Annotated in this window: 14 protein-coding genes; 10 read left to right on the top strand and 4 right to left on the bottom strand. The window is 42.9% G+C overall.

The window, feature by feature from the left end; all coding sequences use genetic code 11:
- Positions 1-30 precede the first annotated feature (30 nt).
- Both V3V99_09200 and V3V99_09205 read right to left on the bottom strand, forming a co-directional pair.
- Positions 31-2592 (bottom strand): DUF5916 domain-containing protein, encoded by a 2562-nt coding sequence (locus V3V99_09200; GenBank protein ID MEE9442827.1) that lies wholly within the window; start codon positions 2590-2592, stop codon positions 31-33.
- Between the two features lie 163 nt (positions 2593-2755).
- The gene (locus V3V99_09205; GenBank protein ID MEE9442828.1) at positions 2756-5296 is read right to left on the bottom strand and encodes a DUF5916 domain-containing protein; all 2541 of its coding nucleotides are present in this window, start codon (positions 5294-5296) and stop codon (positions 2756-2758) included.
- Positions 5297-5446: 150 nt separating this feature from the next.
- Between V3V99_09205 and ubiE the strand changes: the two genes are divergently transcribed.
- Complete coding sequence (gene ubiE / locus V3V99_09210; protein ID MEE9442829.1) at positions 5447-6148, top strand: bifunctional demethylmenaquinone methyltransferase/2-methoxy-6-polyprenyl-1,4-benzoquinol methylase UbiE; 702 nt, start codon at positions 5447-5449, stop codon at positions 6146-6148.
- Between the two features lie 734 nt (positions 6149-6882).
- Here ubiE and V3V99_09215 read toward each other — a convergent pair.
- Complete coding sequence (locus V3V99_09215) at positions 6883-7197, bottom strand: hypothetical protein (protein ID MEE9442830.1); 315 nt, start codon at positions 7195-7197, stop codon at positions 6883-6885.
- A 253-nt stretch (positions 7198-7450) separates the two neighbouring features.
- Here V3V99_09215 and V3V99_09220 point away from each other — a divergent pair, with 253 nt between their 5' ends.
- Genes V3V99_09220 through V3V99_09230 form a run of 3 tightly spaced genes read left to right on the top strand, consistent with a single transcriptional unit; the run spans position 7451 to position 9221 of the window.
- The gene (locus V3V99_09220; protein MEE9442831.1) at positions 7451-8002 is read left to right on the top strand and encodes a hypothetical protein; all 552 of its coding nucleotides are present in this window, start codon (positions 7451-7453) and stop codon (positions 8000-8002) included.
- A complete protein-coding gene (locus V3V99_09225) occupies positions 8002-8439 on the top strand; it encodes a hypothetical protein (protein ID MEE9442832.1) in 438 nt (145 codons plus the stop codon). The genes V3V99_09220 and V3V99_09225 overlap by 1 nt, the downstream gene beginning before the upstream one ends.
- A gap of 14 nt (positions 8440-8453) precedes the next feature.
- Positions 8454-9221, top strand: a complete 768-nt coding sequence (locus V3V99_09230; protein ID MEE9442833.1) for an ImmA/IrrE family metallo-endopeptidase — start codon at positions 8454-8456, stop codon at positions 9219-9221.
- Between the two features lie 663 nt (positions 9222-9884).
- On the opposite strand, the gene V3V99_09235 is transcribed toward V3V99_09230, so the two are convergent.
- Positions 9885-10325, bottom strand: a complete 441-nt coding sequence (locus tag V3V99_09235) for a C-GCAxxG-C-C family protein (GenBank protein MEE9442834.1) — start codon at positions 10323-10325, stop codon at positions 9885-9887.
- A 183-nt stretch (positions 10326-10508) separates the two neighbouring features.
- Between V3V99_09235 and V3V99_09240 the strand changes: the two genes are divergently transcribed.
- The 6 genes from V3V99_09240 (at position 10509) to V3V99_09265 (ending at position 17353) form a co-directional block, all read left to right on the top strand.
- The gene (locus tag V3V99_09240) at positions 10509-11426 is read left to right on the top strand and encodes a cation diffusion facilitator family transporter (GenBank protein MEE9442835.1); all 918 of its coding nucleotides are present in this window, start codon (positions 10509-10511) and stop codon (positions 11424-11426) included.
- Positions 11427-11428: 2 nt separating this feature from the next.
- Complete coding sequence (gene rlmD / locus V3V99_09245; GenBank protein ID MEE9442836.1) at positions 11429-12793, top strand: 23S rRNA (uracil(1939)-C(5))-methyltransferase RlmD; 1365 nt, start codon at positions 11429-11431, stop codon at positions 12791-12793.
- 115 nt (positions 12794-12908) lie between these two features.
- On the top strand, positions 12909-13097 hold the full coding sequence (locus V3V99_09250; GenBank protein ID MEE9442837.1) for a hypothetical protein: 189 nt from the start codon (positions 12909-12911) through the stop codon (positions 13095-13097).
- Positions 13098-15203, top strand: a complete 2106-nt coding sequence (locus V3V99_09255) for an AAA family ATPase (GenBank protein ID MEE9442838.1) — start codon at positions 13098-13100, stop codon at positions 15201-15203.
- A gap of 45 nt (positions 15204-15248) precedes the next feature.
- Positions 15249-15740 carry an HIT domain-containing protein gene (locus tag V3V99_09260; GenBank protein MEE9442839.1) on the top strand — a complete coding sequence of 164 codons (492 nt, stop codon included), beginning with the start codon at positions 15249-15251 and terminating at the stop codon, positions 15738-15740.
- On the top strand, positions 15737-17353 hold the full coding sequence (locus V3V99_09265) for an aconitase family protein (GenBank protein ID MEE9442840.1): 1617 nt from the start codon (positions 15737-15739) through the stop codon (positions 17351-17353). The genes V3V99_09260 and V3V99_09265 overlap by 4 nt, the downstream gene beginning before the upstream one ends.
- Positions 17354-17358 lie beyond the last annotated feature (5 nt).

The following is a 17358-nucleotide window of genomic DNA, read 5'->3' on the forward strand; positions in this document are numbered from 1 at the left end:
GGGATATTGGAGCGAGCATGGTGTTGATTGTTATATATTCCACCAATAGGACGCTTTTATAAGAAAGAGATTGTTGTCATTTCCCTTGAAAAAGCGATTGACGTCGCGGGACATGTCGAATTCTCCTGTCGTATAATCACGCTCTAAACGGGAACGAGTCCAAACCAGATAGAGAGTACTTCCCGGCCGATATTCCCAGCGCATTATAAGCGTCGAGTTAATGGACGAATGGTTGAATCGATTGTCCCTCCTGTTCATTTCTCGACGACTGATTGGAATGGATTCTCCATTAATGACTTCATAATCAACGGTATCGCTTAGAACGGAATGGTCATAATTGTAATCCTGTCCTCCGCCGTACACCGAAAAATCATTATGGTTTAATGCTGATATCAGAGTTTGTGCCGAGAATTGAATTGATAATGAAGGACTGGGAACATAAGTAAAAGTAACTCTGGGTCTGAAAGAGGTTTGATCCATCTTGCCAAATACGGGAACCAAAATGGTATCGGTATCTCTTTTATATTCCGCATTTTCCACCCATCTCAATTGACTAGTAGTCTTACTATAATTCGCACCGACAGATATTTGAATGTTACTGGCAGCTCTATATACAACACCTAAATAATTAGACCACCAATTTCCACTGCGACGGGATCCGCCTTCCGGATGTATTGAAAATGATAATTTTTTCCTCGAATCGGAATTCAGGCCAGCCCACCAATTGTAAGTTTTATTATCGGGCAATTCCCAGTTGCCGTTACCTCTCGTTTCCCACGGATCATAATCAATCGCGTCCAAACTTATTCCGCCGTCCATCGACCAGAAATTCAAAAATTGCATATAAAAATTGTAATTCGTATTACGGCTGTAATTATAATCATCGTAAGTCCACCCGACATGGGTGTTGAAATTATGACTCATTCTTCGAATAATCCATTGGGGATTATCTTCCCTGTATCCAATCCAAACTGAGCCGCTTCGGGTGCCGTTAGTGTTTAATCTACCCAGATGGTTAAGATCTAAATAGGGATCTTTAACATTAAGATATATTCCTCCCCGCCAGTGTTCGCCTGATGCTTTTTCGATTTCTCCACCAAATCCAAATCCGGTTTTTTGACCGTGAACTCGACTATATACAATCTGTCCGGTGGTATGCCAGGCATTATTGTTGGTATTAAGCCTCCAATCGAATCCCCCGGTATTGACTGGATAGCGGGTATCCTGCGCGGTATTGGTAAACATAATACCAACATAGGAATTGTTGAATATATCTTGTTTCAATCTCATTACCGAATAATTCGCAGATGGCTCAATGACTTCGGTCGGGCGGCCGGTTTCGATATATTCGGGAATTGGATCTCCATTTGCATCATAACCGACAGTGTCCGTATAACCGATGGCATATTCTTCTGTTTCTTCCGCCGTTTGTGCAGTCAAAAACGCTAATGATGTACCATTGGCCAATTTCCCCGTCAGTTTGGCGGCCCCTATTATGGAAGTCGCGTCAGGTCTGTTAGTTTCATAAATTTTTAAAGTATCAGAAATCCAACCGCGAGGCTGGCGACCGATGCGACGGGAATAGAATAATTGAAAGTCCGTTCGAAACAGATCCATGCCCTCAATAAAAAATGGCCTCCGTTCCGGGTACCATGTCTCAAATGCGGATAAATTAAGAACCGGCGCATCGAGTTCTACCTGACCGAAATCGGGATTTATGGTAGCGTCCAGGGTAAGATTGGAAGTCACTCCGTATTTAATATCAACTCCGGTATTGCCATAATAATCTTTTCCGTCATTTCCCGGCGTAGAAGGTTTTAATTCTGAACTGGAAACCGCGAAAGGCATTATTTCCAAATGCTTAGACGGCGTTATCTCGGTTAGTCCCGTCAAATGACCACTATGAGATATAAATCCGGTTTCACTCAGCGGCCAGTGCGACCAATAGACATCTTCCATTTTACGATAGATCCACCTCGAGAAATTGATTCCCCAGGTATGAACATCTTTCTCCGTAAACCTCAGGCAATGATAGGGGATTTTTATTTCCGCCGACCAGCCCCAGGGTTGAATCTGTACGGCACTTTCCCAAACACCATTCCAGGAATGATCTGACCAGGAGTCATTATAATAAATCCGATCTACCTGGACGTTTACAGAACTTATGCAAAATTCGACACCGGTTTGATGATCATGATAGGGATCCATAATGATGCTGATATTATCAGCTAAGCCGATCCGGTCACGGCGCACCATCTGCTTTACGATATTATCCGGTTCCGAATCAAAATTCCATAAAGCGAAATATATCGCGTCATCATCATAGACCACTGCGACACTGGTTGATTCCGTCGCCGCCACTCCGTCGTCGGGCAGCCGCTGTAAAAATCCGCTGGTTATTTCGATCTCATCGGTATTCCATACATTATCATCTAAAAATCCATCTATCTTAGGCGGGTGAGGGTTTACTCGATAAGCCTTTACCTCCCGAACTTCGTCGGCATTATCAGCGCTTTCCTGTCCAGCTACGATTGAAAAGGTTAGAAAAACGAGAATGGAGCTTAATCCAATTCGACACGGTTGAAATAACATTTATTCCTCCTTAACCTGGTGACCAGCCCCTAAGCCACTATTTTTATCAATATCAAATCAATTAAGAAAACCTTTCAATATTTTTTAATGCCATGATCGCGTTATTTTATTGCCCCCAGGATATAAACCTGGGGGCGGGTTGGAGCGAGCATGGTGTTAATAGTTATATATTCCACCAGTAAGATGCCTTTATGAGAAAGAGATTGTTGTCATTTCCGGAAAATAGTTTTTTCAAATCGCGAGAAACATCCAAGTTATTGACATTCATATCAACTTCTGGTCGCGACCGAGTCCACACCAGATACAGAGTGCTTCCCGGTAGATATTCCCAGCGCAGAAGCAGGGTCGAATTGATTGCTGAGTAATTATAGTTATTGCCAGCGTTCAATGATTCATACAAGACCGCTTCGGTTGAATCAACATCCGGATCATCAGTCAAAGCTTCATAATTTTTCCCGTCTCGATAATATCTAAAATCAGAATGGGAAACCGACGTAATTAATGTTTGCGCCGAAAACTGAATCGATATTTTCGGGCTGGGAACGTAACTAAACGTAAAACCGGGAGTGAATCGATCCTGGAATCTGGTACCGAATATCGATGTAGTAATTGTTTCGCCTGAAGCATTCGTCTCGTCGACGTTTTCAACCCAATGAGTTGTTCCAACAGTTTTGTGAACATTCGCGCCAAGCGACACTTCCATATTGCTGGCAGGGCGATAATTAAACCCTATATAATTGGCCCACCAATGACCCTCGCGATCACCACCGCTGCCGGGGTTAATATTGAAATTCAGCTTTTTGCGTGAATCGGTATTAAGGCTGGCCCACCAACTATAAATTGGATTATTAGGCCATTCCCAGATACCATTGCCACGTAATTCCCATGGGGCATATTCGTCGGCTTGAATGTTAAAACCTCCTCCGAGTGACCAGTAATTAGTGAATTCGGCCTGGAAATTGTAATTGCTGCCTTTTTTGTAATTGTACCCATCATAGGTCCAGCCCATATACATATTGAAATTATTCCAGGTTCTTCTGAAAATCCACCAGGGATCATCGGTGCGATATTGTATCCACATAGCGCCTTCTCTCAAACCGTTGACTGTCGTTCTCCCGAGATGGTTGAGATTTAGATGTGGATTGATAATTTTAATATATGCCGCGCCGAGCCAGTGCTTCCCGGATAGTTTTTTAATTTCTCCATAGAAACCAAAACCTGTTTTCTGTCCATCAATCTTACTATAAACGAGCTGGCCATTAGTACCCCAGGAATTATTGTTAGCGTTCAGGCGCCAGTCAACTCCGCCAGCATTGGCAGGATCACGTGACTTCTGGCTGGCATTGGTAAACATTACACCAACATATGAATTATTAAAAATATCCTGTTTCAGCCTGAGAACGGAATAGTTGGCAGTTGGTTCGATGGTTTGTTTTTGACGACCGGTTTCAACATACTTTTCAATTGGTTCACCGTTGTCATCATACCTGATAGTATCAATGTAACCAACCGCAAATTCCTCCTGTTCTTCGGCCGTCTGAGCGGTGAGAAATGCCAGCGACGTGCCGTTGGATAATTTACCGGTTATTTTGGCCGCGCCAATTATTGATGAGGCGTCCGGTCGATCGGTTGAGTAAAGGAGTGAATCATGTTCTGCATAACCTCGAGGCTGACGACCAATTCGGCGGGAATAGAACAGCCCGAATTGAGTGTCAAAGAGGCTGGAACCTTCAATAAAAAACGGTCGGCGTTCGGGGAAATAGGTTTCAAATGCCGAAAGATTCAAAACCGGACGATCGAGTTCAACCTGCCCGAAATCGGGATTGATGGTCGCGTCCAGAGTCAAATTGGAAGTTAAACCGTACTTAATATCGATCCCGGTATTGCCAAAAAAATCTTTGCCGTTGGGATTGCCGAGAGTGGACGGTTTGAACTCTGTACTGGAAACAACATAAGGCATAATTTCCAGATGCCGGACCGGTTTTATATTGGTCAGGCCGCTGAGATGCCCGAATTTTGAAACATATCCACCTTCGCTGACAGGAGTGAATGCCCAGCGAGCGCCTTCATTGTTGCGATTGATCCATCGGGTAAAATCAATGCCCCAGGTATGTTCTTCCTTTTCGGGAAACCTCAGGCAATGATACGGAATCTTGACCTCCGCCGACCATCCCCAGGGCTGCATCTGAACGGAGCTTTCCCAGACCGAATTCCAGGAATTATCTGTCCAGGAATCATTATATATACTAATATCTCTTTGGACTCCGGCCGAGGTGACGGTAAAATCGTATCCTGTTTGATGATCATGATAAGGATCTATTCTGACGGCGACCCAATCGGTTTCGGCGTACCTATCCCTTCTTACCAATTGCTTTTGAATTTTGTCCGGTTCGCTGTCATAATTCCAGAAAGCGAAATAAATCGCTTCATCGTCATAAACGACGGCCACCAGAGTCGATTCGCTGGCCAGCTCTCCTTCGTCAGGAATGCGCTGAATAAAATCCCGGGCAAACTCGACACCCCTGGATTGCCAGACAGCATCATCAAGCAGACCATCGATTTTGGGAGGATGAGGATTGATCCGGTACGCTTTTAGTTCCGGTACGATTCTTTCTTCATTCTCAGCATCACCGGCTGAGATAGTACCAATTAGTAGAAGGGTTGACAGAGCGAGAATTCCAATAACTTGCCTGCTTACCCGCATACTTTGCCTCCTTATGGATAACAAACTCGTTCTATCTTTTATGTACTTTAAAGACGATATTTCAATTGAGAAGGTTGTCTTAAAATTTTGAATTCTCAAATTATTTTGAAGAGCTTGCTCTCTTCAATACTAATTGTTACTTTCTTTTCTATGGCTGAAAGTCATGGACAAAAAATCAGGACGATGTTCGACCGGATTAGTCCCCGATATGATCTATTGAACAGGCTGCTGTCCGGATTCAATGATATGCGTTGGAGGCGCAAGGCCGTGGGGCTCCTGGGAGACTTGTCCGGTAAGAATGCTCTTGATCTATGTTGCGGGACGGGTGATTTTTTGAAAATTTTGGAAGATAAATATCACGAAAATATAAATCTAATCGGGATTGATTTCGCCGGAGGGATGCTTCGAATTGCGGGGCACAGATTGAATCTGTCCGGATCGGGAAATCTTGTCTTGTGCCAGGGGGATGCTCTCAAATTGCCCTGTTCTGATAAATCCGTTCATGCCGTGACCATCGGTTTCGGCATCAGAAATATTATCGAGAAAAAAGAGGCACTGGAAGATATTATTCGGGCCCTGGCTCCGGGAGGACGGCTGGTCATAATCGAACCGGCGATTCCCGGCAATAAAATTATCGCGGGACTTTTCAAATTCTATTTTCGCAAAATCATGCCGATTATCGGCGGGATTTTGTCGGGAGATTATAAGGCGTATAAATATCTCGATAAATCGGTTGAGTCGTTTCCGGAGCCGAAAGAATTTTGCATTCTGATGGAAGAATGCGGATTTGTCAATGTCCATGCTTACCGGCAGACTCCAGGGACGGCGATGATATATTATGGTGAGAAATAGTTATCCACATTCGCATTTTTGAGAATTCCCTGTAATATATTGTTGTGGTTTGGATTGCGGGGAATTGGGTTCGTTTTGTCCTTTTCGCAGGCGGGGGCCTGTTTTCTGCTGTCGGGGTGGCGACGCCACTTTTTTTGCTGTCGCGTAGATGGCCTGGGTTTTGGTCAAAGATTTGGTGTTTGGCATTTGTCTACATTTGCCGGGGAAATGGGTTTGTTTCCTCAAATTAACGTTTTGGGTCATATCAATTCGGTGGTGATTCAGGGCAGGCGAAGGCCTGTTTTTGGCTTTCGGGGATGTCATCCCTTTTTGGCTGTCGCGTAGATGACCCGGATTTTTGGCCAAAGATTTGATGCCCTGTATGTGTCCACATTTGCTGGAAAAATGGGTTTGTTTCCTCAGATTAACGTTTTTGGTCATATCAACTCGGTGGTGATTCGGGCAGGCAAAGGCCTGTTTTTTGGCTGTCGCGCGGTGTCCCCCCCTTGCGAAAAATATAGATTGGTGATACGGGCTCGTCGCGACAAGCCCCTATGGGCGATTGCATATTTACAATATGTTCCATCTTACATATAAGGATGAATTCTGAAAATACGTCAGATTGGTTGGATAAATGTAAATGCTCTTTGCGGGAACCCACCGTCCGGCAAAAGCGGGATAATGGGCCACCGATCAATATATTATTTAGGGTTCCCCGTTTATAGAGAACAGAAAACCCCTTAATACACGCCTACTTACCTATTACAGGGCGGATTATACTTGGCGATAAGCTCGCCTTCAACCGCTGTTCTTTGCTGCTTAGTCGAGCCTGGCATAAAATGCACTGCAATATAAACATTCGACTTTGAGCCGGCACTGTTTACCCAACAATTAGAGCGATGATGACTCCATGGGAAACCTCTGTCAGCAAGGTTTTCGCTTTTGCCCACGTAATCCACATTGTAAGTTGAGCCATTGTTGTGAAGTATACTGTAAGCGCCAGCTTTCTGTGGGGCATTCCAACTCTGTAATTGAAAAGGCCCCTCAAAATCATAATTTCCAATTTTCATTCTGATTCCTTTTTTTTAAGTTATTGACAATATGGGTAATCTTTAGCAATACCCGTTTTCTAAAATAAACATTATCTTTATCTTCCTGCATTCACCTCCCTTAATACTTTGAGGTTTAAATTATCTGTTTCCATACTATTAAGCCGAGTAAATCATTTTTTTTGCCATTTGATGGCAAAATTTCCTATTTTATGGGCATATATTATTGGAGGCAGGTATATCTCCGATTTCTCGGATATAAAGGATTACATTGTTGGATAACGATATTAAAGAAAAACTATATAATCTTGATTGGGAGTCGATTTTACCAAAATTATATGCCTATGCATATGCGTATTGCAACTATCCTGGTATGCAGGCTTCAACATCCCCAGAGGATTTGGTAAATGAAGCGGTATTAAGAGTATTATCTGGTAAGCGGAAATGGGACCCCCATAGTGATCCTGACATTTTAATTTTTATGAAATTTTCTGTTATAAAAAGTATGACAAATCAAGCATGGAATTCTGTTAAAAAGAGAAAGGAGTGCTACAATAAAATTACTGAAAAAGAATCTGAAAACACTGCTCAACGGAAAATGGATGAGCATGATAGAGAAGAGCTTTATAAGGGTTATATGGATGAAATTGAAGATAGACTTAAAGATAATGATGACCTTTTGCTATTATTTTACGCCACGCAGGAAGGAAATTACAGCAATATAGATTTGGCAAAGGCTTTAGGAAAAGACGTTAAAGATGTATGCAATATGAAGAAAAGGATGGGAAGAAAAATCGCAGACTTAAAAAAAATAATGGAAAAATAATGCGAGAGAAACCAAAAAAAATGAAAAGTGAGGAACTCTATAACAAGATTATAGATTCCCTAATTGAAAACGAATTAAACGAACACTCTACTCCAGAAGAATATCTGGAATCACAAGGAGTTGACGCCAACAAGTTATTGAAGGATGGACTAAGTATTGTAAATCAGTGGAAAAATAAAGTCCGTCTGGAAAAAAGGCGATCACAGTTCGAGACAATTAAGAAAAGGCTCCAAGATGTATGGCCACAATTAGCTTTAACACCTAAGGAAAATCTAAAAAAGAAATTGGTTGATATTGTTGCAGGAGACAACGAACAACTGGCAATGGTTTATTGGCACAAATTTGAGGACATTACCGACTCGGATTTAGAAAACATGGTTAAAGAGCAAAGCATTCTTGATAGTTTTATTGAAATATTTAATGAGGTTGAGGAATAATCAAAGGATTTAAAATGGGCCATAGAATTGCAGAAAGAGTAGCCCAGGAAATTATTAAATATTACGGAATAACAACTCCGTCGGAAATTGATATTGAGGCAATTGCACTAGATCGAAGGGTTTTTGTGAATGATATCGTCATAGAGGGTTCGGTAGCAAGGCTTCAGGTCAAAAATAAGTTTGGGATAATCTCGGTAAACAGATGTATTAAAGAATCTGGTAAAAGAAGATTTGCTATTGCTCATGAATTGGGACATTTTGAACTACATATAGATAAATCCAAGACATATATCTGTAACGATAGAGATTTCCTCAATTGGTATCGAGAAAAAATTGACGAAACTGAGGCGAATATTTTTGCTGCAGAATTACTAATGCCAGTTGATATGTTTAGGGAGTTTTGTCCAAGAGATGAACCTGATTTCAATATAATAAGCACTTTGGCTGCTAAATTCAATACTAGCCTGACCGCTACAGCATTCCGGTATGTTGAAAAAGGATACTTCCCTTGTGCATTAGTAGCATCTTTGAATGGCCGTATAAAATGGCGGTCTTGGAGTCATGATTTTTCTCACATAATTAAAGGTGTAGACACACCGCTCCATGAATTTTCAATAGCTGGTGCGAGTCTTGGTGGTGAGTCTATTCCTAATCAACCAAAAATTGTCAATGAAGAATGTTGGTTAGATGAAACTATTAAGGATAAAGAACTGAAACTTCATGAACATTCAATTCATCTGCCTTCTTATAACACGATCTTAAGTCTTTTATTTTTCAACTGAATTCGATTGACGCCTAGCACACAGCTTAGCTATGGGGAATATAATTTACAGGAATGACTGAGAACACACCCCGTCTCCGCTGCGCGGAGCCACCCCTCTCGAGAGGCAAAGGCCTGGTTGGGGAACAGGCGAAGGCCTGTTTTTGGCTATTGGGGATGTCACAGGCGAAAGCCTGTTTTCAGCTGTCGCGTAGTGTATCAAATGGCAGGGAAAATTCAAGGTCAATTTGAATAAAGTTGGATTTTGCATGGATTCCAGCGTTCGCTGGAATGACACCGGGGATTAATCTGGGAAACTGTCAGGTCACAATTTTGTTTTCACAAAATCAGGACTCGACAGCACGGGAAGACGACAACTCGAGAGTTGTCGTTACAGAGGTTTTGGCAGGAGCCCTGCGGGCTCCTTCCCTACGGCTTGCTGTCGACATTCCAAGGGATAAAAGGCGATTCCGGATTATTCGGGGGAAGCATCCCGGACAGAATCCTGTCTTATTACGATAAAATAATATCATATAAGTAGTTCATCCATAAGATAGCCCATCTTTTGGCAGGAGCCCTGCGGGCTCCTTCCCTTGTATCTTAAATCCGGATAGTTATTATATTAGAGCGGATCGGGATGTAACTGATGCACGGGGACGTACACCAGCCACGAACAGCGTTATAACTACGTAACTATCGGAGTCAGGTTCATTTTGTCTCCGTAAAACTCAAGGGCGAAGAGCATGCTGTCAACGGTGCGGGTTTCGCACAGGTGAGGCGGGTTTTCCGGGACGAATCCTTCGGGGCGGATTTCCCGGCACAAGAGAGATTTGAATTTCTTTTCGAAACAACCGGAGAATTCAGCGCAAAGCTCGTTTATTTGCTCCTGAGTATAGTCTCTTTCTTTTCCAAGCAGGGCGATAAACATCAAATTTGCTTCCAGAAGTCCGCATTGGGCGCCGTATTGGCCGCCTCCGTTCAATCCGCGTGAGGCGGCGATAACGTCATCGTTGATATCTGCCTTGAATATTTCTTTATAGATAGTTAATACCGCGGGGACGCAGGGCCAGTCTTTATCCCAGAATAAATGATGAACTCTTTCGGCAATAATATTTTTAACCGTCACTATCGGCTCCTTTCAAGCATACAAGACGTGGGATCATTTATACTTTTATTTGACGAAAAAATCATATAAACGTCAAATTTATTTTGAAAAATTTTACGCGGGCATATTTATGAATATAGCTATTGTGTCCGGCGCCGTAATCGTATAGATTTGGCGGATTGAAAAAAGGCCGATAATATTTTTATGAGCGGAAATCATTCAGATAGCCAAAAGATCAGTTCGAAAAAGATCGGGTGGACGATCTTATTGAATCTGGTCATCACGGCGGCGGAATTCATTGGTGGGATACTCTCGGGTTCTCTGGCTCTATTATCCGATGCCGGACATAATCTGTCGGATGTAATCGCCCTGGTGCTGGCCTGGCTGGGAGCCAAAGGCGCCGCGATGAAACCGACCAAACGGTCAACTTACGGTTTCAAACGACTCGAAGTGGTTACGGCCTTTATCAACGCCGTGTCATTGGCGGCAATCGCGGTGTATATCATTTATGAGGCGTTTGAGCGGTATAATGATCCTCGGCCAATCAACAGCGCCATTATGCTTTCGGTGGCGGCGATTGGGCTTCTCGGAAACCTGTTTTCGGTTTGGATTTTGCATCGCGACAGGAACAGGACAATAAATAATCGAGCCGCTTTTATCCATATGCTTTATGACGCAGTGTCATCCGTGGCGGTAATAATTGGCGGTATAATAATCATGTTCTCGGGCTGGTATCTCCTTGATTTAATTCTTTCGGTTTTTATCGCTTTTATGATTTTGTGGTCCAACATCGATATTCTCAAAGAGGCTTCCGGGATTTTCATGGAAGCCGTACCCAGAGGTATCGATATCGATGAAGTAGAAAAATCCATATCGAATTTGCCCGGAATAAGAGGCGTGCATCATACTCATATCTGGTCGATATCCAGTTCGCAGATTGCGTTGTCTTGCCATATTGTTCTGAATCAGTCGGATTGCCGGGGTTGTACGGAGATAATCGGGAAGATACATAATCTTTTGGGCGACAGATTCGGTATTGATCATGCGACGATTCAACCGGAGGGAGATTTTTGTCCCGAGTCGTCGCGGCCGATAAATCTCGATAAAGCGGATCGCAAATAAATATGGGACGGATAATTGAAATAGACATTGAGGATTTGGCTTATAACGGCAAATCGATTGGGTACGATAACGGCAAAGTGACTTTTGTCAAGGGGGGCTTGCCGGGGGAACGGGTCGAAGCGCTGATTATTAAATCCAGGAGAAATTATAATCAGGCGAAACTTTTAAAAATTATTACCAAAGCGCCGGAGCGAATCGAAGCGGTCTGTAAGCATTATGATATATGCGGCGGTTGTATCTGGCAGGACTTAGAGTATACGCGGCAGCTTTATTATAAGCGTCGCCAGGTTATAGCCTGCCTTGAGCATGTCGGAGGTTTGAAGGATATTAATGTTGAGGAGATAACTCCTTCTCCGGATGTTTTCTTTTATCGCAATAAAATGGAATATTCATTTCATGTTCTGGCGACTCGGGACGGGCGGGAGCAGTTCGTATTGGGACTGCATGAGCGAGGGCGGTTTGACCACATTTTTGATATCGAGGAATGTCACCTGCAATCGCAATTATCCAACCGCATCGTGCGAAAATTGCGGGAAATAATCGGGGAATTATCAATACCGGTTTATGATTTGATTACACATCGGGGATTTATGAGGTTTGTGATTATTCGGGAGGGAAAAAATACGGGACAGGTGATGGTGAATATCGTCACCGGTGAAGGGGATTTCAAAAATAAAGATGAGTTTACGTCTCGACTTATTGCCGCCTTTCCTGAAATTACGACTATAGCGTGGACGGTCAATCCGGAAAAGTCGAATATTGCCAGGGGCGAGGTCAGGGAGATATTGCGTGGTCCCGGGTATATTTATGAAGAGATACTCGGGTATAAATTTCGTATAAATCCGGGAGCGTTTTTTCAAACTAACAGCCGTCAGACTGAAGCTTTATATCGTTGTGCGATTGAGCTGGCCGATATTAAAACCGGTGATACGGTTCTTGATTTGTATTGCGGGGCGGGAACGATTGGAATTTGCGCGTCGGAAAACGCGGATGAAATTGTGGGGATTGAAATTGAGGAAGAATCGGTCACGGCGGCTGTTGAAAATGCGAAAATAAATAATCTGGGAAATTGCTCGTTTTATTGCGGACCGGTTCGCAAAGTTATGCTCGATAATAATCTGAAGAATAAATCATTTTCTGCGATATTTTTAGATCCGCCTCGAGCCGGTATGCACCCTAAAGCGTTAAAACGTTTGCTTGAGATTGGGGCTCAACGGATTATCTATATTTCCTGCAACCCGGCTACTTTTTCAAGAGACGCGGCGGAAATCGTCAATAGCGGGTATAATCTCGAAAAAATAGTCCCTTTTGATATGTTTCCACATACGATGCATATTGAGCTTATTTCTCTCTTTACAACTTCGTAAGCCGTTATCTTCCCCAAAATTATATTATACGCCCCGAAGTATTTAAGAACTGAATTGAAAGACCCGATAATCTTTAATAGGAAACTATAATATCCTGTAAGAGGTTAGCGGTTTTATGAATGACTGTAACGAAGAAAATTATAATTTTTCATCTGAGTCCGGGACGTTGGAATTTCAGAAGCGATTGGTTGAGGTCTTTTGCGATGAATTGAACATTCTTCGCGAAGCGGATAGCGAGGCACGTTCCCGATTATACGATCAGGCAGAATTTATCGGAGGTCAAATTATTAGGGGCGAAAGATAAATGCTTTCAGAGCTTTATATAAAATCAATCAGGTTTGAGAATTTTGGGCCGTTTAATGATTTGGACATAACTTTTGAACCCGGAATCAATCAGATTATCGGGCCAAATGAAAGCGGCAAAACGGTTATGATGAAGGGGCTTATGACGGCTATATCAGTACCGGCTGATAGCTTTGATAGTACAAATTCTCCAAATAGTATGATTTCCTCAAGTACCTGTCTGAGCGTTGTGATTTCAAATTGTCAGCTTAACTATTTGCTTATCAGGAACTATGCGCAGAAAACAGATAAACTGCTAATGGAAAACGGGGAAGAATTTACCAGTAAATCGGTGGAGGAAGAGCTATGCCGGATATTCGGGAAGGGATATTTATCCAGACTTTCGGAATTAATTTATTTTTCATCCTACTCTTCTCATCCGATTGAAGGTGTTGGTGAATTATTGCGGTTCGTTCTGGAGGAACCGGTATTTGAAAGTTATGACCCGGCGGGAGCAGATAAAGCAATTCAAGATGAAGTTGAAAATCTTGAAAACGGCACCGGTGACGATTTAAATAGTCTGCAATATATATCTAATAAGATAAGTGAACGCTTAAAGAAAGAATCGTCAATTGAGACAAGTCTCGATCACCTAAAGAAGAAAAATGCAGAATTGGAATCGATCCGTGATCAGGCAAAAGAACTCGATTCGGAAATTTCACAATTAAAATGCGAGATTGAAGGGGCGGTTGAATACGGTCAAATCAATAATCGGATGGATGATTTGCAGCTGAGATTGGAAAATCATTTATCAATATATTCTCGCGCTTCACAGATTTCTGATGATCTGGATCGCATTGAAAAAGAACTCGATAGGCTCAATGTCCCCGAAGCGGATGAGATGGAAGGCTTTTGCAGGCAGAAGGAAGCTCTTACAGAAGTTATAGACGCGGCCAAAGACAAGATGGACGATTTAATCATTTTGAGGAATAATTCCGGGCGAGGGTTTGCCCTGACATCGCTACTTTTGGTGTTAATGTGTTTCGTGTATGTATTTCAGAATAACGGTTATTTGGAGACCGGTTTTATATCGCAATATATTCCTGTGGCAATTATGCTGGTTCTGGGGTTCTGGTTTTTCAGATTGGGAATGTACTCATTCCGTCAGTCAAGGAAAACCAGAGCAACCAAAGAATTCAGGGCGGAAGTCGCGCGTCTCGATGGACTCTATGGGGCCATAAACAGCAAGTATGGGTTGGGCGCGGCCGATCCGGTAGAAGCTTTGCAGGGAGAGATACGACGAAGGCAAATTTTGGAAATGGGTTTTGAAAATTTATCAGGGACGATTGGCCATCTATCGGAAGACAAGGGTATGGAATATCTCAGCGAGCTAAAAGGAAAAATGGAGGCGGAACTGGCCGAACTGAATAAGAAGCTGTCATCGGTTAAGAAATATGCCGGAGCGTCTAATAGAATTCCGGAATTGGAAGAGGAATTGACGGCCCGGAGAGTTAGATTGAACCCCCTAAATGAGCGGATTACCGTTCTTGCCGGAGAATGTCAGGATATTGCTCGACTCGAATCAGAGCTTAAAGAGCTGGATAAGGAAATTGAAGAGTTTAAAGGAAATTTTAAGGACATCAATGAGAAGATAGAGGTGTTGAAGATAACTCGGTTGGCGTTGAATCGAGCGGCCAATCGCATTATTGAGAATACATATGAAGAATATAACAATCATGCCTCGGGATATATCAGGCGGTTGACTTCGGGCCGACATGACGGCGTCCGTTTCAGAAGAGATATACAAACGTTAGAAGCAAGATCGAATAATTCTCAACCATGGCTGGAGGTATCGCAATTCGAGTCATCTTCGCTTAAGGATGTGACTGAATTGAGTATATTCCTGTCAATGGTATCGTCAAATCAACGAATTAGCTCATTGCCGTTATTTTTCTATCAGGCTGATTCTCGATTTGATATGGAAAGACGAAATAATTTGTATAAAATTCTTAATCAGATGTCTTCTTCACGGCAAATAATTTATTTGGGAACGGAAAAAATAAATGCTTTGGGAAACTCGCATTCGATTAATTTGGAATCCTTACATGTCCAATATGCATTAGTTTAAAAAATTCACTTTATTTCCTCTGGTCATGTATTATATTTAATCTCTATGGCAAAAAAGAGTATTCAGGCTCCCTGGCGTTCAGAATTTATTTTGGGCGAAAAGGAGAAGGGTTGTCCTTTTTGTACTTTGGCAAGGATAAAAAGGCCGAGCATTAAGAACCTTTTATTGTACCAGACCGAAAAAAGCTATATCGTGATGAATAAGTTTCCCTATACGGGGGGGCATCTGCTTATTGTTCCCCGGCGACACGTGGGAGTTCTTGAACGATTGACTGATTTTGAGTCAGGGGAAATGATGCGACTCTGTCAATTATCGCTGAAAGTGATGAAGATAAATCTGCGCCCGAACGCGTTTAATCTCGGTATGAACCTGGGGCAAGCGGCGGGGGCGGGGATACCGCGACATTTACACATGCATATCGTTCCTCGTTGGATTGGCGATTCTAATTTCATGCCGACCGTTGGGGATACACGCGTTCATTCGATACCGATGAAATTAATATATGAAACTTTGCTCAAGGGATTTTCTAAATTATGAGTCCTCGCCGGATGCCCAATAAGGCAGAACTTTTGCGTTTACAGAAACTGTATCGTACCGACAAGCGTATCGCTGAGATTTTGGGCGGTGGCGTGACTGAACATCTGGTTGCCTACTGGCGGCGCAAGAAAGGCATATCCAATTATAGTTTTCCCAAGTTTTCCGAAAAGGAAATTTGCGAGGTTTGGGATCGGTTTGGAGACGATTTTCACGCCGGGCTGGAACTGGGGATTTCCAAGGCCGCGTTTTATAACTGGCGGCGGCGATATAAGATAGACAAAAAACCCGAGGCCCTGAAACTGGAACAGCTATCGCTTGAATTATATACTCGGGATAATCGGAGTCGTTTCCGATTGGGAAAAGGACGGCAAACGATTATACAAAAAATGGTATCTCAAAAGATCGGCGAAAAGGATATCCAATACGGGCAGGAGTATGAAATTGAGCCGGATTTGATCGCCTTCGATAGAGAAGGGTGGAGTATCGTTCAGAAATTTCATAAACTGGGGACCACTTACGTTTGGAATTCCAACCGGGTCGCAGTCGGGCTTGACGGTATGACGGAGCATCAGAATCAGGTTGAAACGGCTTCAACGGGAAAAATCATCAGGGAATTCGTTCGGTTTCAGAATATAACAGGATTTTTCGATATCGGTGAGGGTGATTTGTGCCTGGCGGTTCTGGAAAAGGGACTGGTTTTACCGGGGCAATTGGCGCTGGGGAATTGTAATCCATTGGCGGCAATGGGAGCTATCGGAGCGCTTTCTATAAGAATGGACGGTAACGAATTATCCGGAGTAATGTCAACGGGCAAGTATGAATTTAACGTACCCGAAACGCTCAAGGTGAATTTATCGGGCCGCTTACCCAGATCCGTATTTTCTCGCGACGTGATTCATCATGTTATTTCAAGTTTGGAGAACGGCGTCGCCGAGAATAAAATTATTGAATTTTATGGCAGTGCAGTTGATCGCATGTCTGTTTCTGAGCGATTTACTCTGTGTGCCTTGAGTTCGGTGACCGGAGCGATAGGCGCAATATGCCCTTATGACGCAACCATCCGGCGTTATATAAATTCAAGGGTTCAAAAGGCTTTCACACCAATACTGGCCGATCGAAATGCCGTATATTCGGCCGAATACACATTTGACGTGAATTCAATCAAGCCCTGTTCTGCCGGCAACAAATCGATTAGAGAAATTAGGCCGATCGAGGAATTAAACGGGATTCCCATCCAATCGATTTTTATCGGAGGCGCGGTTAACGGCAAGTTCGATGATTTGAAAATTTCGGCGGAAATTTTGAAGGGTAAAAAAATCGCCCCTGATGTCAGACTCTTTATTCAGCCGGGTTCGCGTGCCGTTTATCTGGAGTCAGTTAAAAAAGGAATAATACGGGCATTTATTGAAGCGGGAGCCGTAATCGTTCCTCCGGGATGGAATAATTCGATGAGCCAATCCAATTTTCTGGCTGATAACGAGAAGGGTCTTTCGACCGATTTTATTGATATTTCAGATTTGGATAAACAAATATATTTTGTGTCACCCGCTACCGCTTCGGCTTCGGCTTTGACGGGAAGAATTACCAGTCCCGCCGGATATGTTAAATTATAATATCC

The sequence above is a fragment of the Candidatus Zixiibacteriota bacterium genome (assembly GCA_036480375.1).
GTDB lineage: Bacteria > Zixibacteria > MSB-5A5 > GN15 > JAAZOE01 > JAZGGI01.